We start from the raw sequence: 24,528 nt of genomic DNA, 5'->3' as shown, positions 1-24,528 counted from the left end.
TATTTTTTTAATACTTGACATTTACTTCTTCGTCATTACAAATTTCTCAGAACTCGGTTTTCCTTGTAAATTACCAGAAATTTCAGCCGTCAAAGTATTATTAGCTCCTTTTGTATAAGTGATTTTTTGCGGATAATCGTGTTTAGGATTTTCAAAAACCAATTGTTTGTCAGATTCGGCTGTTGATGGAAACTCAACTGGTTTATCGTCATTTTGACCTTTTACAGTAGCGATATAAGTTAATGTTTCACCTTTTTGAGATAAAACAATACTTTCGAAATGAATGGTATCTTTTCCTTTTATAAAATATGATGCAGCGCTAAAAGTACTATCGTTTAGTTTTTGCCAGTTTTCAGTAAGTACGCCATCTGTCGAAGTGTTTTCCCAATTTCCTATTAACCAGTCGGCTATTTTGATTTTATCTTTTTCGACAGATTCCTTTTTTTGACAAGAAACAACTGCTAATACAAGCATTAAAAGAGTAATTTTCTGAAACATATTTATGAGTTTTGATTGTACTAAAGTATGAAAAAAAAGTTTGCCACGAATTTCACAAATTTTCACGAATTAATTGTTTTATGCGAATGAAAAAATATGCCACAGATTAAAGGATTAAAAAGATTTTTGTTTCATAAGTATTTAAAAAGATTAAAGCGGTCGAATGCAGATTTAAATAATTACGCAAATCTTGCAGAATCCGAAAAAAAAATAATTCGCGAAAATTTGTAAAATTTGCGACAAAAAATCATTTCAATCCTTTAATCAGTGGCTAAAAAAACTTAAATGCTTTCCTGCAAAATAGAATAAACCAATTCTTTGGTTGGTTTTTGATCTTTTAGTTTGGCTCTAACATCATCAAAAGAAACTTTAAAATCGCAGCCCAATTTATAATCGCCACAACCATAAGCTGTTTTTCCTTTCATTACGGTTCCTTTTTTACATTTCGGACACGTTAAAGCATCAGATGTAGCTTCTGGTTTTGCTTTTGGAGTTGTTTTCTTGGGTTCTAATTTCAGTTTGTAATTTTCTTCAAAGCGAATCAAACCTTCTACCGTATCTGAATCTATTTTAAAACCTTTTATATTTACAGTTGATCCTTTTTGAACCAATCGCAAATATTGACTTTCAGAAATCTTTTTTCCTTCAAAAGTATTAGGCAACAGAAAATCACAACCAGCTTTGTATTCGCTGCATCCGTAAGCAGATTTTCCTTTTATAAGTGTTCCTTTTTTACATTTTGGACAAGTTTCTGCTAAAATTCCTGCGGCTTTCTTTTTCTCTACTTTTACAACTTCTTTTTCAACAGTTGCTGCATGCGAGATATTGGCGCGTCTGGTTTCGCTTCGTACTTCTGTAACCAAAGCTTCAACCATTCGTTTCATGTTTTTAATGAAAGCTCCCGCAGTAAAAGTTCCCTTTTCGATATCTTTCAACTGCTTTTCCCAAGAACCCGTTAATTCCGCCGATTTGATTAACTCATTCTGAATCGTATCAATTAGCTGAATTCCTGTTGGAGTAGGTAAAACCTGTTTTTTGTTTCGAACAATATATTGACGCTTAAAAAGTGTTTCGATAATATTTGCACGTGTCGACGGACGTCCAATACCGTTTTCTTTCATCAATTCGCGTAAATCTTCGTCATCGACTTGTTTTCCTGCGGTTTCCATGGCACGCAGTAAAGTAGCCTCTGTAAACTGATTGGGTGGTTTGGTTTCTTTTTCCAGAAACGAAGGCTCATGCGGACCTTTTTCTCCCACAATAAAACTGGGTAACAAATCGGCTTCTTTTTCTTTGGCATTTGGATCTTCAAACACAACACGGAATCCTTTTTTTAGGATTTCTTTTCCGGTGGTTTTAAAATGTACTTCGGCAGCTTTTCCAATTACTGTAGTATTGGCAACTAAACAATCATCATAAAATACAGCAATAAAACGCTTTGTAATAATATCGTATACTTGCTGCTGATTGTATTGCAAATTGCTTTCTATTCCGGTTGGAATAATCGCGTGGTGATCTGTAACTTTTTTATCGTTGAAAACCTTAGGTGATTTTTTAATCTTTTTTTCTAAAAGTGGTTGCGTTAGCGTTGCATATTTGGTTAATTTTTGCAGAATTCCCGGTACTTTTGGGTAAATATCATTTGGTAAAAAAGTAGTATCAACTCTTGGGTATGTAACTACTTTTTGTTCGTACAACGTTTGTACAATTTTAAGGGTTTCATCTGCCGAGAATCCAAACTTAGTGTTACAATACACTTGCAAACCCGTTAAATCAAATAGTTTTGGTGCGTATTCGTTTCCGTTTTTTTTATCGACAGAAACAATTTCGAAATCACTTTCTTTTACTTTATTGGCCAGAAGTTCTCCGTCTTCTTTTTTTAGGAAACGACCTTCTTCATAACTAAAAAGAGTTTCTCTGTATAAAGTCTGTAATTCCCAATAAGGCTGAGGTTTAAAATTTTCAATTTCTTTCCAGCGATCAACAACCATTGCCAGAGTTGGCGTTTGTACACGTCCAATAGATAAAACTTGTTTATAACCGCCATGTTTTACGGTATATAAACGCGTTGCATTCATACCAAGAAGCCAATCGCCAATGGCTCTTGAAAATCCTGCATAAAATAAATTATCGTAGTTTGTAGCGGGTTTTAGGTTATCAAAACCTTCTTTTATGGCTTCCGTTGTTAAGGACGAAATCCATAAACGTTGTACTTCGCCTTTGTAATTGGCTTCGTTCATTACCCAACGCTGTATCAATTCTCCTTCTTGCCCGGCATCCCCGCAGTTTATAACAACTTCGGCTTTGTCGAATAGGTTTTTTACAATTTTAAATTGCTTCTGAATTCCTGAATTTTCAACTACTTTGGTTTCAAATTTTTCGGGAAGCATAGGTAGATTGTTCAAATCCCAGCTTTTCCAGTGTGGTTTGTAATCGTTAGGTTCTTTTAAGGTACATAAATGCCCAAAAGTGTAGGTTACCGCATAACCATTTCCTTCAAAATAGCCATCGTGTTTGGTATTGGCTCCCAAAACGGATGCGATTTCTCGTGCTACACTTGGTTTTTCAGCAATACAGACCTTCATTTTTCTCCTTCTTAATTAAAGGCGAAATTAAGGATTTAGAATTTGGTATCGAAATGAAATCTTAAGCAATTACGAATGCGCGATCTAATAAGTCTTTGCGAGGAACGAAGCAATCTCATAGTCAGAAGTATAAATTAGTAGGATAAGTTAAATCAAACTCAATATCTTTTATAGCAAGTTCTCTGCATCTTTTTTCAAAGTCAATTTTACTCAAAGGTCCAATTATTGTTTTATCTTGAAAAGTATTTTTTGTACGCTCTAAAATATAGTAGTACGTTATTTTTAGATCTATTTTTTCTTTTGTATTTTCAAGAAGAGGATGTTGTTTGGCATAAATATATTTTGAATTATGTCCAACGGCATAAACATAAGGTGGAACTAATCTTTCTCCTTTATTTAAAGATCTTGTTTCACGTATATCAATCCAGCTCACTTTATAATCATCAACAATAGTATCTGAATCACTATCAAATAAACCAAAACAGGAGATTAATATAATTGAAATTAAAATTGTAAAAATAAATTTCCGCATATGTTTTTTACTGTTTTTCAGCCATTTTGCTTATTAGATATCGCTGTCTAAATAGAAATTAACAACAGTCGTGAAGAATACGATCATGAACAATTACAAACGACATCCATAAAATAATTACAATTAGAAGTACATTAATTATTGTTAAGATCGTGTAGTAATTTTTCTGAAAGTCCTGAGAGTGATTGCTTATTTTTTTGCCGTAAAACTTAGAAGCAACTGCAATCAATGTGACTAAAAGTAAAACAATAATTCCTGGATAAAAACCAGTAATTGTAATACCAATTAGACTAAATATTGTTGCTGTAACTGCCAATACTATCGAAATCGAGGTAACAATGCTAAATGATTTTGATTCCATCTTAATAAAGATTAAGATTATATTTTAAATATAAAGAAAGTACTTTGAATTACAAAGTAAATTTAAAATTCTTTTATAATGATATCGAAATTAAACAAAAAGCTAATGGAATATCTTTGAAATTATATTTTAAAAATATCAATTCCTTTTAACCAGAACATTTTAGAATCAAGAAACGTAAGTCTGGTTTTTACGATTTGATCTGTTTTGTCTCTAGGTTTTTTGGTAATAAATCTTGCAGTAGAATTGCTAAAATCTAAAGTATATTTTGAGTTTAAATCCTCTTTTTTGTCTGAAGAAAAAGTAACTACATTGTTTTTTACGCTCCATTTTCCTTTTCCATATTTGTTTACTTCAGGTGGAGTTCCGCCTTGCAACTTTGTGTAGGAATGAAATTCGAAAGTTCCGTCTTCATTTAAAGTCAGTTTATATTCAATAGTGTGTTTTCCTTCTTCACTAAGCGAGCGTGTATAATTGCCAGCAATTTGTTTAGATTGCGCAAATAAAGTAAGGTTAAAAATTAAAAGTAAAGCGGTGATGGTTAATTTCATAGTTATGGTTTTAATTTGTTAATGGCTTTTTTTCTCGTGGTTCTCGTTCTTCAGATTTTCTCTTTAAAATAAACAAAATGATAAGAAGCGGTATCAATGTAACTTGAAAATAAATATGTCCGATAGCGTTATCTCTTTCGGCGCTCATAGCTTTCTCATTACCTAAAAAAACTTCATCGTTAATTGTACTTTTCCATACATTAATTCCTTTTACTTTTTTAACGATTATTTCGCCAGTATTATAGTTGTAACGAGATCTGTAAATTCTATCCAGAACGTCATATGTACATGTTATTTCTCTTTTTGCTTTAGAGTTCAAGAGATTACCTTTAATAATAGTGTAATCTTTATGACTAGGTGCCGAGCCTCGATTTGGTGATATTTGTGTTTCGATATAAGCGGTATCGACTACAAAAAACACTTTTTGAAGGTATTTTTCGGGATTGTTTAAAGCTTTATAATTTTGATAAGGAGCTTTAAAAATTCCAACAACATCATGATTTGTAAAGCCATGTACCAAGGTCGAAGTTAGGAGAAGTATAGAAAACGCCAGATGCGCCAATAATATATACTTGAGATATTTATATTTCTGGAAAAACTTATGGTTTTTTAGGTTCATTATTTAGGATAGGACAAAGGATTTTTATTTGTTTCAAAAAGTATTTTAACTAAGAACAAGCTTAGAACTTATTTAAAAGATTTCATAAAATTGTAACTCATAATATAGCCTAAATTTTCGTCTTGATAATTAAGACCTGCCGTATAAAGATGATTGTTGATGTAAGAGCTGTAAAATTCCTGAGTTAAAATTAGTGCATCGGTTTTAGGATGGTACAAATGGACTATAATTTTATTAAAATCATATTTCCCTAATTTCATATCACTACTTTTAATGTCAAATTTCATTCCTTTGCCAGAATAAGTTTCGTCGAGTAACTTAAGCATGAAAGCTTTGTACTCGTCAAAAGTCATCTTTTTTTTGCCCACTAAAGACTCGTAGTTGGCACTAAAAATATTGTATTTGTCTTTTTCAAAACTGATTAAAGTTGTAGTAGCGCGGCTAATATTTTTTCCTTGCGAACTATGTTCTTTCATCGCTTCGTAGCCTTTATCTTCTAACTCTTTTGTTCTTTCTTTTGAGGTTATAGTAAAGCCTTCCGGAATTTCGATTTGCCAATCAAATAAGTTGCATTTATATTTGCCGTCTTCAATTTTCCCGTCTTCTTGATCTGTAATTATTAGCTCCTCTTTAATCGGCGGAGGATCAACTTTTTTTAGTTGACAAAAGCCTTGCAACGGAATAAGCGTTAATAATAAAAGATTTAGGTATATTTTTTTCATGATGTTTTTAATTAGTAATATTTGTCATTATTGATTGCAAATCTAGATTATTCTATAAAATAATTATCATATTATAAGTCTTAATCTTATATGCTCTGGTGCGAAGTTTTTTCGGTAAAGATTAGGTGTTAAAAATGATTAGCAAAAATATCATTACTCCAAACGATAGTACACCAATCATATGATTTCGAGAGCTGTTTTCGTCCTTTTTTGTAGCATTTCCGGTTGGCGACCATATGCTCGAAAATGTTGTAAATTCGTTATCGTTTAGTAAGCATGCTAAGTTCACATAAAGAAATCTAGTTGAAGCTCCTAAAAACTCCAATAAAATCCGACCAGATAATAATGCTATAAAATCCATTTTTAACGATTTGTTTCTTTATAAATATCGTAATGCTAAATATAATTGTCTAATTCTGTTACAGCATCTTTGTTTTATTCAATTTCGATGTATTCAGATTTTCCTTTTTCACTTCCGTTCGTTAGCCATTCCCAATCCAAAGACAATTTGATTTTGCCATTTTCTGTTAACTCAATTTGGGCTAATGCTTTGCCGGCTTTTAATTCATTATCTGTTGTTAAACATTGATAAAGCATGTTTAATTTGTCGTCTTTTAATTCGGCAATAATTTTTCCGTATTTTATAGAACCTCCAAAATAATCGGCAGTTACAAGATTGTCGTCTTGTTTGTAATTAAAAATGGTTTCGGTGTTTACTTGTCCATTTTCGGAGTTTTGAATAAGAGCAAAACTTTTATTATTAAAGTCAAATTTGTTCATTTTGTGTTTTGGTTTTATTTCTATTGAATTGTCTTGGTTAGAGATTCTTATCATATTTTAAACTGCTTACACAAAGATTGTTTTTTTCTTTTTATAAATATTAAAAAGCTACAAAAATATTTTCTTGTAGCTTTTTTGTTTTGCTTTTTCGTGCATGAATTTATAAATCTCGTATTAAATCATTCCCGTTTTTTTATGGCAAATGTTGTTCCTGCAAATATTGTGATGAAAACTAATAGTGACATATGTTTTAAATTCTGAAGCGATTCTATAGCCGAAATTGCCATAAAACAAAGACAACAAGTAAATATAAAACCATAAACATAAAGCAAAACTTTACGCGGTAAAAAGTAATTAATTATGGAAAGAAACAGACCAATAAATAATATCCAATAATACTGAATATTGATCCAAAGCGATCCTAACGACATTGTAAAAACTACAAAATTTTGAAATAACAATCCCGAGAAAATATAAGCTATTGCAATAGCTAATAAACGTTTAATAGTTTTCATAATAAAGAGATTTACGGTTTATTCGAATATACGTCAATAAATTAATAAAATAGGATTTTTCTTATTTTTAATATTTATTGAATTTTGCACATAAAAAAGGAGGGAGATTTCGTCTGCGTTCGTGACTTTTTAAGAGAGAATGCTTGATGGAACCGATCACAAATTTTTGAATAAATCTATAATTATGAATGTCGGTTGTAAACACTCGGTTGTATACAATCCCTTAAAAGTAATCTATAACGTGTAATTTCGTTTCGATGAAAAATCAGAGTAAAAGATTAACGATCAACTAAAATTCAATCATGGAAATACAACATAAAGAACAAATCACGGAATTTTTAGAATCGATGAATAGAATTAATAAATTCACTAAACTAAAACCAGAAAATAGTAATGATAATTCGCTTAGCGTAACACTAAGAGTATCTTGTTACAACGAATTAAATTTAATGGTTTCAGATTTGCTTAAAGCAAGTATTATTTTGCTCAACGACGATGTTAGAAATTTGTCTAACACAACAAAAGTATCGGATATTAATGTAATGACTTTACTCGAAATTGCATTGCAACTACTTCCCGAAGATGAAATGGAGATATTAGACGATTTGCATAAACTGCATTTGCAGGTTTAATGTAGTATGTGTTTTATTGTTGAGTGAGCGCAAGCGGTCAGATTAAATCTTACGAAGATTCATTAATTGTTCTGCGAATTACGTTTTTTAATTTCGGAATCTATTTGACTTATAAAAATTAAAATTGGGATTATCGTTGTAATGGCAATCGTCAACAGCGTAAAAATTAACTTGTATTTTGGTATACTAACGATCCAAGTCAGAATAAGAATCCATAAAATGCCTAACCCGATACTAATTATTTTTAACGCTTTTTTATTCTTAATTAGTTCTTTTAAACTAGAATCTGATACTGATTTATTTCTCATAATGAAAAAGTTGAAACTTAATGCAAAAAAAAGTAATAGATTTTAAATTCATTTTACACTTTTGTGTAGTTTTTAGTATTTTTATAAGATGGAAAATGAAAAAAAATCTTTACTCAACCGCAACAAGATTGAAGCCACATCAGAGGCTGACAAATTTCAGTTTGGTAATTATTTGGAAGTGGTAAAATCTTTTGCAAAAATAACGTATCAAAGTATTTATGTAATCGATTATGAAGAAATGAAGTTCGAATACGTGTCTAATAATCCTTTGTTTTTATGTGGGTTTTCTGCAGAAGAAGTTCTTGAAATGGGGTATGAATTCTATTTTAAGAATGTTCCAACAGAAGATCTACAGTTATTAAACACGATCAACAATGCCGGATTTGATTTTTATGATAAACTACCTAATAATGACGAACGAAAATTATACAGCATATCTTATGATTTTCATTTAAAAGGGAAATACGACAAACCTATTCTTATTAATCATAAACTAACGCCTCTTTTTCTTAATCAGCAAGGGGCAGTTTGGAAATCCTTGTGTCTGGTTTCTATCTCACACAATAAAAAAGCCGGAAACATTATTATAAATAAGCAGGGTTCAGATACTTTGTGGAAATTTGATTTATCTGATAAAGTCTGGATTGCAAAAAATAAATCAAAATTAAAAGACAAAGAATTAGAAATACTTCGGTTATATGCTCAGGGTTTAACCATAAATCAGATTGCCGAAAAAATGTTTGTTTCTCCCGATACGATAAAATATTACAGAAGAAAAATTTTTGAAGCTTTTGAAGTTAAAAATTTCACCGAAGCGCTTTCTTTTGCTAAAGACAATAAGATTATTTGAGATTGTTTTTGATCGCTTTCATGAGCGGGATTTTCGGTTGTATACAATCAGTTGTATACGATCACTTAAAAGTAAAGTATTACTTGTAGTTTTGTTTCGATGAAAATAAACGACAAGAATAAATACAATTCAATAATGGAAACAGTTGATAATACAAACACCTTTTCAAAAGAAACTGAAAAGAAACTAATCGATTTTTTCAATAGGTCGGTTGAGCCAAAAGTAATGGCTAAGTCAATAAGGCAACTAAATTATATAATTGCTTTAGGATTAATGAGAGAACATGAAACACTTCAAAACAATATAGTAAATCTAGAAAATAGTTTTTATTGGTTGAATGAATTAGCCGAAGTTTTAAATCCTTATTTAGATGTTGAATAAATTTCTCAGACTAGCGCGAGCGTCCCGCTCGTGCCCGAAAAGTTTAAGGAATTGATTTTGATTGTCTTCACGAGCGGAGAAATTTACCGAGTAAGCAGATAAAGCGTTATCTCTCTAGAATCTTCTTTTTGTAAGAAAAAAAATGCGTATATTGCCAAAGATTAAAATTACAATAATGGTAACTGCCAATTTTTATTTAATAAATAGCTGTTTGATGTGCTTAATGTGCACGTTATTGTATTTGCATGATGATACTTTCTTAAAAAGCTCAAAAGAGTTTATTCATTTTGCCCTGTCGCAACTCTAGACAGGGACACTCTTATCGTAAATAGTTCATTTATTAAACCTTCATTTTCATTGGGTATGTTATATCATTGAATTAAATCGAACTACAATATATTCATTGAAGAGTTGTATAGCAACGTCGATGCAAAATGAAGCAAACAAGAAAGTTATGTCAGAAAATATTATTTTAACAACAGGAACATACGATTTAATTAAAGATCACGTAAGAAGAAAAAAAGTAACACCACAAGAAGAAGAGTTGTTATTGAGCGAATTAAAACATGCAAAACAGGTTTTGAGAAGAAACCTACCAGAAGATATAGTTTCGATTAACCGAAGAGTAACCTATAAAGACCACAATAATAACGAAGAGAAAACGATTCTTCTTGTTGGTCCGGAAAAATCAAAACCAAACAAAAACAAAATTTCGGTTCTTTCTGATGAAGGTATCGCAATGGTTGGTTACAAAGTGGGCGATCTTGTAGAATGGCCTGCTAAAAAAGGAAATCTAAAATTAGAAATTCTAAAAGTAGAAGTAGAAGCAGAGGCATAATATTAGTTTGTTTTCGCTTTAAGATTAGTAACATCCCAAAAGAGTTTTCTTTTTTGGGATGTTTTTTTTATGTAGATGTTTTAGGGAGTTTTTTTTTTAATAGACTATTATCAAATTTATAGTTGTAAGATGATAAAAAACACATAAAGTCAGAGACATTTATCTGGTAGCGCTGTGCGAAGTCTCCCGACTTCGTACCCGTGACAATATTAAGTTACAACTTTTTTTTAATTTTAATATTCATTGTACTTTGTGAAGTTATTCAAATTCAATACATCAACAATTGGGATATCGGCTTTTTCGATTTCTAATATTCCTTTATCATAAACATAATTACTGGCACTAGAATAAATATAATGAGATGCTTTTTCTACAATGCCAGCGCGAACAGGATTAAGATGAATGTAATCTAACTTTGACCACATGAATTTTGAACTATAAATTTCTTCTGGATGATTGCCGTATTGCCAAAATTGATAGTTTTTATTTCGCGAATGATTTTCAGTAGCTGATTTAAAACGTTCTAGCATCCATTCTCGTCGACTCTCTGGATCTGATTTTATTTTTTCTATAATTTTTGTAGCAGTGAATTTTTTAAAATCTCTTAATAAATCTGATAATTCTCCCTTTTCAGATTGCACAATCATATGTATATGATTACTCATAATTACATAGCCATATAAAATCATAGATTTATTTTTTCTACAAAAATCTAAACAATCAACAACTATATCTCTATAGTTTTGCCTTGAAAAAACATCAATCCAATCAACAACAGTTGCAGTTATAAAGTGTGGTAAATTTTGATCTCTTATTATATATCCGCCTTGCATAAATTTTTTAAGTAAAAATAAATATTTTTCCTACAATTAAAAAGCTTTATGTGTTTTCTTACGGGATGATTTGAATAAACTTTATTTGGCAATTTTGACTAGGCTATTGTGCTGTGCGAAGTCTCCTGACTTCGCACCCGTTGCTATATTCAGTTTAGAAAAGTTTTATTTTTCTTTGTGGTTTATTGGATTGGGTACGAAGTCGGGAGACTTCGCACAGCGATTAGCAGAGTTTACAAATGAACACTTCGTAGAGCGGGACGCGTCTATGATGCTGTGCGAAGTCTCCTGACTTCGCACTCATTGCCATATTCAGTTTGGAATAATTTTATTTTTCTTTGTGGTTTATTAGATTGGGTACGAAGTCGGGAGACTTCGCACAGCGATCAGCAAACTTTACAAATAAACACTTCGTAGAGCGGGGAATAATTTTATTTTTCTTTGTGGTTTATTGGATTGGGTACGAAGTCGGGAGACTTCGCACAGTGATCAGCAAAGTTTACAAATGAACACTTCGCAGAGCGGGGGGGTTTCAAGATGATGAAAAATACGTAAAGTTACAGCCATCTGAGTAGCAGCGCTATGCGAAGTCTCCCGACTTCGTGCCCGTGACAATATTAAGTAACAACTTTTTTAAAATTTAATATTCATTGTATTTTGTGAAGTTGCTCAGATTCAAGACATCAACAATTGGGAGATCGGCTTTTTCGATTTCTATTATTCCTTTATTACAAACATAGTTGCTGGCACTAGAATAAATATAATGAGATGCTTTTTCTACAATGCCAGCGCGAACAGGATTAAGGTGAATGTAGTCTAACTTTGACCACATGAATTTTGTACTATAGATTTCTTCTGGATGATTGCCGTATTGCCAAAATTGATAGTTTTTATTTCGCGAATGATTTTCAGTAGCTAATTTAAAACGTTCTAATATCCATTCTCGTCGACTCTCTGGATCTGATTTTATTTTTTCTATAATTTTTGAAGCAGTAAATTTTTTAAAATCTCTTATCAAGTCGGATAGTTTTCCGTCGCCAGATTGTACTATAATATGTATGTGGTTACTCATAATTACGTATCCATATACGATCATTGATTTGTTTTTAATACAGTAATCTAAGCATTCTATAACGATATCTCTATAGTTTTTTCTTGTGAAAACATCAACCCAATCAACAACTGTTGCTGTTATAAAGTGTGGTAAATTTTGATCTCTTATTATATATCCACCTTGCATAAATTTTTTAAGTAAAAATATATATTTTTCTTACAATTAAAAAAGCTTTACATATTTTCTTACAGGATGATTTAAATAAACTTTATTTGCCAAGTTTGACGCATCTATGATGCTGTGCGAAGTCTCCCGACTTCGCACCCGCTGCTATATTCAGTTTGGAATAATTTTATTTTTCTGTATGGTTTATTGGATTGGGTACGAAGTCGGGAGACTTCGCACAGCGATCAGCAAAGTTTACAAATGAACACTTCGCAGAGCGGGTATTTTCATAGCTTTCTATAACAGTACTTAGTAGAGCTGGGGAGATGTTTCTTTGGAGTTAGGCAATTTTAAAATCGTTTAAGCTTCTCTTCTTTTTCAATTTTCCTTCTATCATCTTCCATCATTTGCATGTTTTCCATGTTGAAGGTAATTTTTTTATTTTCTCTTATGTAAATGTCAAAATCAAATATTTCTATTCTATCATCAATTACAGTTTCGCAATATTTATTGATTTTAAAATCAAAAGTTAGCATTGCTCGAATTTTATTTTCTTCAGAAGCAAAAAAATATTGAGAAAATGTATTTAAGTATTTTTTTAATTTTAAATTTTTACAGGCGTTCGCAGTTTTCTTTTCTACTGATTTATGCCCTTTTCCTTTATATTTTTCTAAGATAATATCAGTATAATTTTTATTTAAGCTGGCTTTTACAAAATATAATTTGTCATTATAGAATTTTAATAAAACATTTTTAATAACGATATTATTAGTTTCATAACTAGGAATAAATATTACTTCTGTAGAGTCGTTTACCGAGGCAACTTCAAGATTATACCAACTTTTTACATTTTTATAGTCTGGTTTTATCACATAAGCAAATGGATCTCTTGCGTATTCTTCATTGAGATCCTCATGATTAACGATATGATTTTGATATTCATCTAAACTTTCTATTATCGACATGTAAGAAGAATAGGAAGGCAATATCCATTTTAAATCAGAAGAACTTGTCGAATTTATCTCAAAGTCACCAATTCTTGTTGGACAATCTTGTGCATTTGAATACATTCCAATAAAAATTATAAATAGAAAATATTTCATAAACATTTTTTTAAATTATTTAATTTCCTTCAACATAGTAAGTAATTCAGGAATCTTATTTACTTGCGATTCGGTCCAGAAATAATGTTCATTATCGGTAGAACCATTATTTTTTAAATAAATAGATATTCTTCGGGTACTTTTTTCAATGTGAAAGCTAAATGTAATTTCTCTCGAATTAAAAATATAAGTTACTGACTGTTTTCTTTCTGTTTTGTCTTTCAGATTTGGAATTACATACTTTTCGATAAAAATTGTAAATTCATCTACTTCATTTAAATCAATCCATGAAGATTTGAAGTAGTTAAAGTTCTTTCCTGCAATTTGATAAATTACGGTCATATCCATTTGTAATGATTTTACTTTAATATTTGATTTCAAATCAATTGCTTCCACAGGAAAGAAAGAAACTACTTCGCCAAATCCAGTTTTAAATTCAGCTTTTATATTCCAGTCTTTATTTATTTGTGTTATTTCGGCGTTCTCAATGAATTTTCTTGTCTCAGAATTTGTTTTTTGAGCATAATTTATTGTGATATTTGAAAACATTAAAAATGTAATTAATATTTTGGTGTATTTCATATTAAAGTATTTTAGTATAAATAGTTTTATTTTTTTCAAAACTAGCTTCTTAATAATCAAAAAGTTTACGGTTTTCCGTAAACCTTTTTTTAAAGAAACAAATAACTAGTCCTAATAGAAGTGAAATCCTTTTGTGAAGCATTAGCGGAACAAAAGATTGTTACGTCCCGAGGCTTAGGGAGCAGGAAATAGCTCCCAAAAAAACATCCTAATCACACCAAAAAATCCCTTCAAAAAACACAAAAAATCAATACTAGAATTTTCAACAAAAATTTCGTAAATTTGCACTCCAATAAAAGGATTTAGAAAATGTTAGATAGACTTCAAATAGTAAAACAACGTTTTGACGAGATTTCAGATTTAATTATCCAGCCGGATGTTATTGCTGATCAAAAACGTTATGTGCAATTGAATCAAGAGTACAAAAACTTGAAAGCATTGGCTGAAAAGCGTGATGAATATGTGCTTTTGATGGCTAATATAGATGAGGCAAACGAAATTATTGCTGATGGAAGTGATGCAGATATGACCGAGATGGCCAAAATGCAACTAGATGAAGCAAAAGAAAGATTGCCGGAACTTGAGGAAGAAATCAAGTTTATGTTGATCCCTAAAGATCCCGAAGATGCTAAAAACGTTATGGTCGAGATTCGTGCCGGTACGGGTGGAGATGAGGCGAGTATTTTTGCGGGAGATTTATTTAGAATGTATACTAAATATTGCGAAAATCAAGGTTGGAGAACTTCTGTAGTAGATATGAACGAAGGAACTTCTGGAGGATTCAAAGAGGTTATTTTTGAAGTTACCGGAGAGGATGTTTACGGAACTTTGAAGTTTGAAGCTGGTGTACACCGTGTACAACGTGTTCCTCAAACAGAAACTCAAGGTCGTGTGCATACATCGGCAGCTACTGTAATGGTTTTACCAGAGGCAGAAGAGTTTGATGTACAAATCGATATGAACGATGTTCGTGTAGATTTCTTCTGTTCGTCAGGACCTGGAGGACAATCTGTAAATACTACGAAATCGGCAGTACGTTTAACGCACATTCCAACAGGATTAGTGGCGCAATGTCAGGATCAGAAATCGCAACATAAAAATAAAGATAAAGCGTTAACGGTTTTACGTTCTCGTTTATACGAACAAGAATTGGCTAAGAAAGAGGCTGAAGATGCTACAAAACGTACATCTCAGGTTAGTTCTGGAGACCGTTCGGCTAAAATTCGTACTTACAACTACGCTCAAGGTCGTGTAACTGATCATAGAGTTGGTTTGACTCTTTACGATCTAGGAAACATCATGAACGGAGATATTCAAAAAATTGTTGCCGAGTTACAATTGGTAAACAATATGGAGAAATTGAAAGAGGCTTCGGAAGTTTTCTAAAAAGGTTTAAGAAAGGGACATAGGTTCAGAGGGACAAAGGTTCAAAGGTTTTAAGAGGGCGATATGTTTTTCGTTTCTGTAATTAAAATCACCAAGCTATAAAATTAAAAAGAGACTGTTTCAGATTTGAAACAGTCTCTTTTTTTTAAGTTTTTTCTCTAGGTCTTTGTACCTATGTACCTCTGAACCTTTGAGTCTAAAAACTATAGAAAATATAGAAAATATATAGTGAAGGATATTAACTCTTTAACCGTTTGTTTAAAAATAGAAAAACGTATAAAGAAAGTTAGATACCTAGAAATACTCTTGTAAATTCAAAACATTTATATAGATTTGAGTACATGTAAACACCATTTTTTAATACTATATCGGTTAACTTTTCCATAATACATAAATTTAAGTTATACAATTACTCTCTTGATGATTTTTAAGATGATTCCTCGCGTGAGGGCTCATGTGGCTTTGATACTAAGTTGGTTACAACAAGTTGTAATAAGGAACCAAAAATATTTTTGACTTTTGAATCGCTTTTTCCAACAACAAATCTCTTGGCCAGATATCCAATACCAATACTTATGGCAGACTGAGCTATATGACTCTTGAAACCCACAGTTTCGTTTATTTCCTCGACTGTGTTTCTAATAAGATTAAGAGGTTTTAAATTGTCCTTAATTTCATCGATTTCGTCCTTAATAGCGCACCATTCTGTGTCCTGTCGATCTTCTAATAACTGAATCTTCTCGTTTAATGAGTCCATGGTATAAATAGCTTCCATAACATTCTTTTTTAGTCAATTCGTTAATTTAAATCAGGGTTGGTATCTTTTTTAGTTTCTTTTAAAATACTGGAAACTATCATGTTTCCAATAGGTGTTTTAATTAATTTGTGCTGCGATTTGTGCATTACAATGGCAACAATTAGGTAAAAGAGCGCTATGATAAAAAAACCGTAATAATACTCTCCAAGTTCTTTTCCAATCCATAAACTAATCCCAATATTAAGGAACAGGGTAAAAAATGCAACAACAGCGCCAACTGCAATTCTCGATGTTAATGTTGATAAAACATCTGCCGATGCTGCTACTGTTTTGAGCTTAATTAATTCCAGGCTCGTTTTAGTATAATTTTCGGCTTTTTCATAAAGATTCAGATTCTCGTTTGTTGTTGCATTTGATTCCATGATAGAGGGTATTTATGGTTTAAAATGAGCACTTTTTAATAATTGCTTTTTATTGTTTTTGCTTCATCTTTAATAGTATTGAAGTCTTCTTTAGCTTGATTGAATTTTGATTTTCCTTCTTCAAGAATTTCTTTCCCGTTTGAAGAAATTGTACTTAGAATTCCGTCAACTTTAGTTTTTAAATTATCTCCGTAATCTTTTGATTTATCTGAGATTTTTTTTCTTGTATTCGAACCTTTGTCCGGTGCAAATAAAACTCCTAAAAATGCTCCTGCAGCTGCAGCTCCTAAAATTCCTAAAATTGTGTTACTCGTTTTCATAATATTTGATTTAGTGATTTAATAATAATGTATTTAATAATTAGTTGATTTTAAATTTCGCGACCTTTAATAAGTCTAAACAATATTGCAATAACAGCAATAACTAATAAGATGTGTATAATGCTTCCAAGGCTGTAAACAAAGAATCCTAAAGCCCAAAGAATAACTAGTATGACGGCGATTGTATATAATAAATTTGACATGGCATATATGATTTATGATTAATAATTAATTGTTTTTTTAATTTAATTTATACGAAAGGTATAAAGTCAAATTGCTGTTTTTTGCGTCTGGAAAAGTATAAGTTGTTCCCGCAAGAGTTCTTTCTTTCCCAACAGTAGTTAAACCGTAATTGTAACGTAAACCAATACTAACCGGATTAAAGTCGACACCTACACCGGCAGATAAACCAGCATCAAATTTGTTCAAATCATCAGTATTGATTTCCTGATCAAAATTAATGTCTCCGTCTCCCGTAACTTTAGAACTTACCAAGTAAGATGCGTATCCACCGGCATGTACATTAAAGTTTTTGGTAATATTTACTCTCACTAACAAAGGAACTTCAATATAATTTAATCTAAATTTTGCGTTTCCTGTTGCAAAAGCATTGTTGTAATCCAACTCTGCACCTTTTGTCGTAAACAAAATCTCTGGCTGAATTGCAATAAAATCTGAAATTGGTAATGTGGCGTATACACCGGCATTAAAACCGTAAAGAACATTGTCGTCGTTTGCATCATTAGAATATAAATTCGACATGTTAAAACCTCCTTTTACTCCAAATTCGGTATTTACATTATTGTCCTGAGCGTGCAGCATTCCAAACGAAGCTGAGATAAAAAGTGTTAAGGCGCATAAATAATTGGTTTGCATTTTCATAGTTAAAAAAATTTAGTTAATAATAATTGTATCGGCGTTTAGATGATTATTTTTTTTATTTTTTCGGTTTCCCTTAAAAATTGATATTGTTCTGGTAAATACTGTAATACTAATTTTAAAATAGTTTGATCGTTAGTTTCTTTAGATATCGATTCCAGCAAATTAATTTCTTCATGCAATGACTCTTGTATAGAGTTTAAATATGTTTGATTAAAACTAATTTCATCGGCATCAATCAAATCATACAAAGCTCTTTTGTGAGTGCTATTGATTTCAGTAATAATAATGAGCTTTTTGTTGGCCAATTTTGTTACTTCCTGCAACAATTGATTTTGTTGAATTTCAATTCTCTTACTAACTTCTTGTAATGTACTATCAGAACTTTTTTGTTGTGCAATTTGACTTTTAGATATAATAGTTTGACTAACATTTGCGGTTGCAATAAAAAAAAAGGCTTCAATTTCTTCTTTCTCATTCTTAGCAAAAGCTTCATTTTTTATTGAACTTTCGACCAGATTATTTTTTTTGCATGATGAAACAAAAACGATAAGTGTCAATAAAAAAATTGTTCTTAAAATTATTGCTTTTACGACGGGCATTGTTTTCATTATTACTTCATAAAGTATTACATTACAAAGATGGCAATGAATAGAATATTTTACTTTACAGCATAAAAAAGAAACGTTATATAATTCCCATAAAGGATTTATATAACGCTAATTATGTAAAGTTTAAGTCTTTTTTTGAAAGTCTAATCTGGAAGAAAAATAGTAAAAACAGAACCTTGATTTGGAGTACTGTCGGCAATAATATGACCTTTATGATTGTCTACAATTTTTTTACAAATTGCAAGACCAATTCCTGTTCCTGGATAATCTGTTTTAGAATGTAATCGTTGGAATAAAACAAAGATAGTTTCCTTAAATTGAGGATCAAAACCCATTCCGTTATCTGTAAAAGTGATTTTATGGAATTTCTTAACATTCTGATCTAATAACTCAGGATAATCGCTTGAATTTACTTTATGACTTTCGATTGTAATTTCTGGAGCAATATTAGGCTGACTATATTTTAAAGAATTTCCAATCAAGTTAATAAAAAGCTGTTCGATTTGGTACGGAATAACGGCTAGTTTTGGTAATTTTGATGTTGTAATTGTTGCCTTTTTTTCATCAATAACCTCTGTTAGTTCTCCTTTTGCATTTTCGAGCAATTCGTTTAAGTTCGATTTAATAAACTCTTTTTTGGTAGTGTTTGTTCTCGAAAATAAAAGTAAATCATCAATTAAAACGCGCATTCTTTTTGCCGAAATCTGAATTTTGGCAATATAATCTCTTGCGCTTTGCGACATCACTTCTTTATCAGCATCAGAAATTCTAGAAACAAAGGTTTGAATTTTTCTTAAGGGTTCTTGTAAATCGTGACTCGCAACGTGGTTAAAAGAAGCTAGTTCTTTATTACTCTTTTCAAGTTCACTATTACGTTCCTGAAGTTCAATATTAAGTAAATGCTCATCAGTAATATCAAAATTAATACCCAGTAAAATTTTACTTCCTTGTTGATCTGTCAAAAGTTTTCCAGTTGTTTTAAAATATCTGATATCGTGATTAGGAAGCACAATTTTATAATAAACAAATGGCAATTGTTTTTTGCTAATTATTTCTTCCATCGATTTTGCTACAGTTTCCTTATCGTCAGGATGTACAAAATTTAGGAACGTTTCTTTTTCCGGAACAAAAGCATTTGGCTCATAGCCCAACAAACGGTATTGATTGTCTGAGTAATCAATTTTTGAAGTATCTAAATCCCATTGCCACGTACTAAATTTACCAATAACTTCAGATTCGGCAATTAATCCGCTCGAGATTAAAAGTTTTTTATTGTATACTTTTAAGCGTTCAAAATCGCGGCTAATTTGTCTGTAAGCCAGTAAAATAAAGCTTAAAGCGACAAGAAACAATGAAATTGAAAATATTGGGCTTAAAGAAATTTCGGCATCATAAATTTTTAATCTATTAGCCAAATAATTTTTCTCGATGTCATTCATTTCGTCTACTTGGAAACGAATATTTTCCATCAAAATTCGACCGCCAAACATATGATTGTCGAGTTTTCGCTTATCATATGTTTTGGGATCGCTATATTTTAGACAATTTTCAAAAGAAACAAAACGCTGAATAATTAGTTTAAATAACTTTTGAAGATTTTGCTGCTGTTTTGGATTATCAGCAGTTAATTTTTTTAGTTTAATAAATGAAGTATTTACCTTGTCTCGCGAATAAATATAAGGTGTCAGGAAACGGGCATTTCGGGTAATTATATAACCACGTTGACCTGTCTCAGCATCTTTTATCGCCGACATTAATCGCTCTAATTGAATGTTTATTTCATACGTATGCATAACCACTTTACTGGATTCGTCTAAATCCCGATTGTGCTTATATGCAATAGAAGAAAGAAATAACAGAATGAAAACTGCGACTACAAAAATAACTCTCAAAGAGTTTGAAGAATTAAAATTGGGTATCCATTTCATCGATCTACAATTATTTTAGTCGTAGCAAAAAATTATCACGGTTTAAACCAGAGGTGTGATAGTGCCAGTTTACAGTCACGACTTCATTAATTATTTTTTTAAGCGTATTAAAATCGCTCGGTTTCTTAATGTAAATATTGGCTCCCTGAATAAAAGTATCTTCAATATCCTCTTCAGATGATGAAGTAGAGTAGATTGCAATAATTATATTTTTAAGATGTTCTGTTTTCTTAATTTCAATTAAACATTCTTTACCTGTTTTTTTCGGCATATTTAAATCCAGAAACAAAATATCAGGCAGTTTGTTATTAGTATCCATCAAATGCTCCATTAATTGCATTCCGTCATGAACAAAATCTACTTTAGTTTGAATCTTAATTTCTTCAAAAGCATCGTTAAAAAAAAGGCGATCATCTTCATCGTCATCAGCCAATAGGATATATAATGCGTTATTTTGCATTTTAGTGTGGTATTTGGGTTTTATTTTAAATTCTCTCTACGTTTCTTAATAATTCGCTGAAAAGCCGACGGCGTAATTCCTGTTGTGTTTTTAAACTGTGTACTTAAGTGAGCAACACTAGAGTAGTTTAATAAAAAAGCAATTTCGGTAAGGCTCATTTCGTTAATAATAATTAACTGTTTGGCTCTTTCAATCTTCTGTAAAATAATAAAATTTTCGATAGAAGAGTACGTCACTTCCGAAAAAACATTTGATAAATAACCGTAACTGTGATTTAGTTTTTCAGCTAAAAACACAGAACTTTTATAATTATTGTTGTCTTCCATAAAAACAAGTTCAATAATAGCATCTTTTATTTTTTGAACTAATACGCTTTTTTGATTTTCAACAACTTCAAATCCGCACGGGCTTAATTTATTTTTTAAAGCTTCGAGCGCATTAGCATCAAGATTATCACTGATCTCAATCTCGCCAAACCCTAATGTTGTAAAATTAACATTATGTTGATCTAGATTGTGTTTTAAAAAAAGTGAGCAAATGGTGTTTATGTCGAACTTTATAAATAGCTTCATTTTATCAAAATTTGGTTAAAGATAATTAATTTATTTTTGGTTGTGGTATCGAATAATTATAAGGAATATACAAGTATTAAAATAAGGAGTAAATGTTCTCAAAAAAATACCGTCTAATAAAAAAAAATTAGACGGTATTCCCGATTGAGCAAGAAAGGGTTACAAATCTGATAGCATCTTTTGAAGTTCCTCTTTTGTTTTACCTAATTTTTGCTGAAGTTTACCATACATTTCATCTTCTTTACCTTCAGCATACATCAAATCATCATCAGTCAGATCTGCATATTTTTGCTTCAATTTCCCTTTTAACTCATTCCAGTTTCCTTTTATTTCTGTAGTATTCATGATTGTATATTTTAATAAATTAATAGTATTGTAAAATTGCAAATTACTCATTAGTTATTTGTTACATCCATTTTGTTGCGTTTTGCATAATTCACATTTGTAATTTTTAAACCTGATATCGGCGTAAAATCCAAGCCATTTTTTCGTGTTCCTGTAATAAACCCGTAATAAAATCAGCCGAACCAATATCGTTATTTTCATTTTCAAAAACCGGAATGTAAGCGCGGAATTCAGTTGCCAATTGTTCATGATTTCCAAGAAGTTCCTCAAGCATTTGCTTTTGCGAAGGATATTCGTTTGGAGATTCCTTGAGCGTCGAATTTTCGACAAATTCCTTCATTGTTCCAATAGTTTTTTCGCCCAGTTGACTAATGCGTTCTGCAACGTCATCAATATTAGCTTCCAAAATTCGGTATTGATCTTCAAACAATTTATGCAATTCCATAAAACTATTTCCTGAAATGTTCCAGTGAAATTTTCTCGTTTTTACATAAAGAGTCATTTCATTAGACAAAATCGTGGCCAAAATAGCAGCGCTTTTCTTTAAGTTTTTTGGTGTAATTCCGATATGTAGAGACATAAACTATTGATTTAGGGTTCGTTATCAAAAATAGAAAACAAGCAATTTATTTTTCTTACATAATTTGTTCAAGATGTTACATGAATTCAATGTTAGCTTAACCTGTTTATAATTCTAAAAGTGTAGTTTTGCCGCCGAATTTACCTTCTAAAACCAAATTTTAATGAAAAAAACTTTACTTAGTTTATTAGTTATCACAATTACTTTTTCGGCCAAAGCGCAGTCTTATTTAGGATACACCCATGACAATTATGCGGGAGTTCAAAGTGTGCTTTTTAACCCGGCTTCTATTGCCGATTCTCGTTTTAAAACCGATGTTAATATATTTTCTGTCAGCGGTTCAGCAGCAAACGATTTGTATGGAGTTAATCTTTTTGACGTTTACAAAAAAGGATACGATTTTGACACGCAATCTGTAGTTACAGCAAGAAAAGCCAACAATGGTATTGCGAATTTTGATATTATGGGGCCGTCTTTTATGTTTAACATTGCACCAAAACATACCATTGCAGTTTTTACAAGAGCGAGATCACTTACTAATTTAAGAAACATAAACGGAAGTCTTGTAGATCAGGTTAAAGATGGTTTAGATCAGGCAAGCGATTTTAATTTTAATGCAGGAAATCCAAATGGTGCTTCGCATACATGGGGAGAATTTGGAATTTCGTATGCCGCTGTTTTATATCAAAAAGAGCAACATTTTCTAAAAGGAGGTTTAACAGCCAAATATTTGCAAGGTGGTGTAAACGGATATACTAAAGGAAAAGATGTTAGCGTTGTGTACAACGAAAATACAGTAAATCCTGAGCAAGGAACACTTGTATCAAATGGACAAATTACTGTAGGAACAAGTCAGGATTTTGAAACAAAAAAAGATTACGATTTTGATTCTGGAGCAAACGGATTTGGTTTAGATTTTGGATTGGTTTACGAATGGAGACCAGATTATGATCAATATGATATAAGTAGAGCAAAACCAGCCGATAATAATTTTAGAGATTTAAACAAATACAAATTACGTTTCGGATTATCGGTTACTGATATTGGATCAATCAATTATAAAAATGCAAGACAGGATACCTATAATGTAAATGGGGTTATCACGCAGGAAATGATTAATGATGCTGATAATATCTATCAATTTCTTAACGACCATTATACCAAAACATCTTCGACAAGAGGGACAAAAGTGAATTTGCCAACTGCTATTCATGCTGATGTAGATTGGAATATGTACCGAAAATTCTATTTGAATCTTAACGGAGATATCAATATGGTTTCTGGAAATAAACTAAATGGTTACGGAATCGCAGATCGTGTAACTTTAACGCCTCGTTACGAATCAAGATGGTTTAGTTTTTATGTTCCATTGACCTATATGGAGTATAGCGGAATGCAGGTTGGTTCAGGATTAAGGGTAGGAGCGTTCTTTATTGGTTCTGGTTCTATTTTGACAAATTTAGTTTCGAAAGAATCAAAAGCAGCAGATTTTCATCTTGGAGTAAAAATTCCAGTTTACGAGAAGAAATTTAAAGATACAGATGAAGATGGCGTTATTGATAAAGAAGATTCTTGTAGAAAAGTAGCTGGTCCGGCGGAAAACAACGGATGTCCTTGGCCAGATGCAGATAAAGATGGTGTTTTTGACAAAGATGATGCTTGCCCTAATGTTGCAGGTCCAATTGAAAATAAAGGTTGTCCTTGGAAAGATTCTGATGGAGATACATTATTAGATAATGTAGATGTTTGTCCAACAATTGCAGGTCCAATAGAAAACAAAGGTTGTCCGTGGCCAGATACAGATGGAGACGGAGTTCTGGATAAAGATGATGCTTGCCCAACAGTTGCAGGTTTAGTAGAGAATAAAGGTTGCCCTAGTTTAGACGCAGACAAAGACGGAGTTCCTGATAATATTGACGATTGCCCGCTAATTGCAGGTCCAGCCGATAATAAAGGTTGTCCAAAAGTAACAAAAGCAACATTGGCACAATTAAAAGTAGAGGCAAGATCAATTTTCTTCAACACAGGAAAGGCGACTTTAAGTGATGCCAGAAAAGGAGAAACTTCAGGAAGATTAGACGCAATTAAAGAGATTTTGAAAAACTATCCAAATGCTAAATTTGCAATTAACGGACATACAGATAATGTAGGGAATCCAAAAGCAAACCAGAAATTATCTGAAGCAAGAGCAAAAGTAGTTATGGATGCACTTATTGAAAAAGGAGTAAATCCAGCGAATTTAACTTCGCAGGGATTTGGTGCTACAAAACCAGTAAAATCTAATAAAACTGCTGCAGGAAGAGCAGAAAACAGAAGAACAGAAATTGTTTACTTAGGTAATTTATAATCCTAAACTGAA

Annotated in this window: 31 protein-coding genes; 6 read left to right on the top strand and 25 right to left on the bottom strand. The window is 31.5% G+C overall.

All coding sequences use genetic code 11. The features are described from left to right. Window positions 1-21: 21 nt before the first annotated feature. The 10 genes from IW18_RS18135 to IW18_RS18090 form a co-directional block, all read right to left on the bottom strand. Window positions 22-498 carry a DUF6265 family protein gene (locus tag IW18_RS18135; RefSeq protein WP_041519456.1) on the bottom strand — a complete coding sequence of 159 codons (477 nt, stop codon included), beginning with the start codon at window positions 496-498 and terminating at the stop codon, window positions 22-24. Window positions 499-779: 281 nt separating this feature from the next. After that, window positions 780-3,083, bottom strand: a complete 2,304-nt coding sequence (locus tag IW18_RS18130; RefSeq protein WP_041519455.1) for a DNA topoisomerase 3 — start codon at window positions 3,081-3,083, stop codon at window positions 780-782. A gap of 121 nt (window positions 3,084-3,204) precedes the next feature. Next, complete coding sequence (locus tag IW18_RS18125) at window positions 3,205-3,615, bottom strand: DUF3997 domain-containing protein (RefSeq protein WP_041519453.1); 411 nt, start codon at window positions 3,613-3,615, stop codon at window positions 3,205-3,207. Between the two features lie 58 nt (window positions 3,616-3,673). Next, on the bottom strand, window positions 3,674-3,976 hold the full coding sequence (locus IW18_RS18120) for a hypothetical protein (RefSeq protein ID WP_041519451.1): 303 nt from the start codon (window positions 3,974-3,976) through the stop codon (window positions 3,674-3,676). A gap of 122 nt (window positions 3,977-4,098) precedes the next feature. Further along, entirely contained in the window at window positions 4,099-4,527 is a 429-nt protein-coding gene (locus IW18_RS18115; RefSeq protein ID WP_041519449.1) for a copper resistance protein NlpE N-terminal domain-containing protein, read from the bottom strand. Window positions 4,528-4,537: 10 nt separating this feature from the next. Continuing rightward, the gene (locus IW18_RS18110; protein ID WP_123902577.1) at window positions 4,538-5,146 is read right to left on the bottom strand and encodes a hypothetical protein; all 609 of its coding nucleotides are present in this window, start codon (window positions 5,144-5,146) and stop codon (window positions 4,538-4,540) included. A gap of 68 nt (window positions 5,147-5,214) precedes the next feature. Beyond that, a complete protein-coding gene (locus IW18_RS18105) occupies window positions 5,215-5,868 on the bottom strand; it encodes a hypothetical protein (protein WP_041519446.1) in 654 nt (217 codons plus the stop codon). Window positions 5,869-5,989: 121 nt separating this feature from the next. Then, window positions 5,990-6,229, bottom strand: coding sequence for a hypothetical protein (locus IW18_RS18100; RefSeq protein ID WP_041519444.1), 240 nt, complete (start codon window positions 6,227-6,229; stop codon window positions 5,990-5,992). Window positions 6,230-6,303: 74 nt separating this feature from the next. After that, the gene (locus tag IW18_RS18095; RefSeq protein ID WP_041519492.1) at window positions 6,304-6,648 is read right to left on the bottom strand and encodes a hypothetical protein; all 345 of its coding nucleotides are present in this window, start codon (window positions 6,646-6,648) and stop codon (window positions 6,304-6,306) included. A gap of 179 nt (window positions 6,649-6,827) precedes the next feature. Then, a complete protein-coding gene (locus IW18_RS18090; RefSeq protein ID WP_041519443.1) occupies window positions 6,828-7,163 on the bottom strand; it encodes a hypothetical protein in 336 nt (111 codons plus the stop codon). A gap of 302 nt (window positions 7,164-7,465) precedes the next feature. Here IW18_RS18090 and IW18_RS18085 point away from each other — a divergent pair, with 302 nt between their 5' ends. The 4 genes from IW18_RS18085 to IW18_RS18065 all read left to right on the top strand — a co-directional run bounded on the left by IW18_RS18085 (window position 7,466) and on the right by IW18_RS18065 (window position 10,172). Beyond that, complete coding sequence (locus IW18_RS18085; RefSeq protein ID WP_041519442.1) at window positions 7,466-7,795, top strand: hypothetical protein; 330 nt, start codon at window positions 7,466-7,468, stop codon at window positions 7,793-7,795. Between the two features lie 396 nt (window positions 7,796-8,191). Next, window positions 8,192-8,953, top strand: coding sequence for a response regulator transcription factor (locus tag IW18_RS18075; protein WP_041519439.1), 762 nt, complete (start codon window positions 8,192-8,194; stop codon window positions 8,951-8,953). A 135-nt stretch (window positions 8,954-9,088) separates the two neighbouring features. After that, on the top strand, window positions 9,089-9,334 hold the full coding sequence (locus IW18_RS18070) for a hypothetical protein (RefSeq protein WP_041519490.1): 246 nt from the start codon (window positions 9,089-9,091) through the stop codon (window positions 9,332-9,334). 454 nt (window positions 9,335-9,788) lie between these two features. After that, a complete protein-coding gene (locus IW18_RS18065) occupies window positions 9,789-10,172 on the top strand; it encodes a GreA/GreB family elongation factor (protein ID WP_041519488.1) in 384 nt (127 codons plus the stop codon). A 233-nt stretch (window positions 10,173-10,405) separates the two neighbouring features. Here the strand turns inward: IW18_RS18065 and IW18_RS18060 are convergent, their stop codons facing one another. From IW18_RS18060 to IW18_RS18045, 4 genes are all read right to left on the bottom strand, one after another. Further along, entirely contained in the window at window positions 10,406-11,005 is a 600-nt protein-coding gene (locus IW18_RS18060) for an REP-associated tyrosine transposase (RefSeq protein WP_041519438.1), read from the bottom strand. 640 nt (window positions 11,006-11,645) lie between these two features. Continuing rightward, entirely contained in the window at window positions 11,646-12,245 is a 600-nt protein-coding gene (locus IW18_RS18055; protein ID WP_041519437.1) for an REP-associated tyrosine transposase, read from the bottom strand. A 329-nt stretch (window positions 12,246-12,574) separates the two neighbouring features. Next, a complete protein-coding gene (locus IW18_RS18050) occupies window positions 12,575-13,327 on the bottom strand; it encodes a hypothetical protein (protein WP_131676009.1) in 753 nt (250 codons plus the stop codon). Window positions 13,328-13,342: 15 nt separating this feature from the next. Beyond that, on the bottom strand, window positions 13,343-13,909 hold the full coding sequence (locus IW18_RS18045) for a hypothetical protein (protein ID WP_041519435.1): 567 nt from the start codon (window positions 13,907-13,909) through the stop codon (window positions 13,343-13,345). A 309-nt stretch (window positions 13,910-14,218) separates the two neighbouring features. On the opposite strand from IW18_RS18045, the gene prfA reads away from it, so the two are divergent. Next, window positions 14,219-15,295: a peptide chain release factor 1 gene (gene prfA / locus IW18_RS18040; protein WP_041519434.1), complete on the top strand. Its 1,077-nt coding sequence runs from the start codon at window positions 14,219-14,221 to the stop codon at window positions 15,293-15,295. Between the two features lie 427 nt (window positions 15,296-15,722). On the opposite strand, the gene IW18_RS18035 is transcribed toward prfA, so the two are convergent. The 11 genes from IW18_RS18035 to IW18_RS17990 form a co-directional block, all read right to left on the bottom strand. Beyond that, entirely contained in the window at window positions 15,723-16,052 is a 330-nt protein-coding gene (locus IW18_RS18035) for a hypothetical protein (RefSeq protein WP_240475579.1), read from the bottom strand. Between the two features lie 41 nt (window positions 16,053-16,093). After that, window positions 16,094-16,474, bottom strand: a complete 381-nt coding sequence (locus tag IW18_RS18030) for a hypothetical protein (protein WP_041519432.1) — start codon at window positions 16,472-16,474, stop codon at window positions 16,094-16,096. 35 nt (window positions 16,475-16,509) lie between these two features. Further along, window positions 16,510-16,794 carry a YtxH domain-containing protein gene (locus IW18_RS18025; protein ID WP_041519430.1) on the bottom strand — a complete coding sequence of 95 codons (285 nt, stop codon included), beginning with the start codon at window positions 16,792-16,794 and terminating at the stop codon, window positions 16,510-16,512. Window positions 16,795-16,844: 50 nt separating this feature from the next. Further along, window positions 16,845-16,997 carry a lmo0937 family membrane protein gene (locus IW18_RS23070; RefSeq protein WP_115098685.1) on the bottom strand — a complete coding sequence of 51 codons (153 nt, stop codon included), beginning with the start codon at window positions 16,995-16,997 and terminating at the stop codon, window positions 16,845-16,847. Between the two features lie 37 nt (window positions 16,998-17,034). Further along, complete coding sequence (locus tag IW18_RS18020; RefSeq protein ID WP_041519428.1) at window positions 17,035-17,676, bottom strand: porin family protein; 642 nt, start codon at window positions 17,674-17,676, stop codon at window positions 17,035-17,037. A 38-nt stretch (window positions 17,677-17,714) separates the two neighbouring features. Beyond that, window positions 17,715-18,284, bottom strand: coding sequence for a DUF4142 domain-containing protein (locus tag IW18_RS18015; RefSeq protein WP_041519426.1), 570 nt, complete (start codon window positions 18,282-18,284; stop codon window positions 17,715-17,717). A 143-nt stretch (window positions 18,285-18,427) separates the two neighbouring features. After that, the gene (locus tag IW18_RS18010; RefSeq protein WP_041519424.1) at window positions 18,428-20,212 is read right to left on the bottom strand and encodes a sensor histidine kinase; all 1,785 of its coding nucleotides are present in this window, start codon (window positions 20,210-20,212) and stop codon (window positions 18,428-18,430) included. A 10-nt stretch (window positions 20,213-20,222) separates the two neighbouring features. Continuing rightward, window positions 20,223-20,672, bottom strand: a complete 450-nt coding sequence (locus tag IW18_RS18005; RefSeq protein ID WP_041519423.1) for a response regulator — start codon at window positions 20,670-20,672, stop codon at window positions 20,223-20,225. Window positions 20,673-20,692: 20 nt separating this feature from the next. Next, window positions 20,693-21,244, bottom strand: a complete 552-nt coding sequence (locus IW18_RS18000; RefSeq protein ID WP_041519422.1) for a helix-turn-helix domain-containing protein — start codon at window positions 21,242-21,244, stop codon at window positions 20,693-20,695. A 159-nt stretch (window positions 21,245-21,403) separates the two neighbouring features. Beyond that, a complete protein-coding gene (locus tag IW18_RS17995; RefSeq protein WP_041519420.1) occupies window positions 21,404-21,589 on the bottom strand; it encodes a CsbD family protein in 186 nt (61 codons plus the stop codon). 106 nt (window positions 21,590-21,695) lie between these two features. Then, on the bottom strand, window positions 21,696-22,169 hold the full coding sequence (locus tag IW18_RS17990; RefSeq protein WP_041519418.1) for a Dps family protein: 474 nt from the start codon (window positions 22,167-22,169) through the stop codon (window positions 21,696-21,698). A gap of 163 nt (window positions 22,170-22,332) precedes the next feature. Here IW18_RS17990 and IW18_RS17985 point away from each other — a divergent pair, with 163 nt between their 5' ends. After that, window positions 22,333-24,516, top strand: coding sequence for a DUF5723 family protein (locus IW18_RS17985; RefSeq protein ID WP_041519417.1), 2,184 nt, complete (start codon window positions 22,333-22,335; stop codon window positions 24,514-24,516). Window positions 24,517-24,528 lie beyond the last annotated feature (12 nt).

Source organism: Flavobacterium hibernum (genome assembly GCF_000832125.1).
In the GTDB taxonomy this organism is placed as follows: domain Bacteria; phylum Bacteroidota; class Bacteroidia; order Flavobacteriales; family Flavobacteriaceae; genus Flavobacterium; species Flavobacterium hibernum.
The sequence above is the reverse complement of the archived record's forward strand: the minus strand, read 5'-3'. Positions and strand labels throughout refer to the sequence as shown.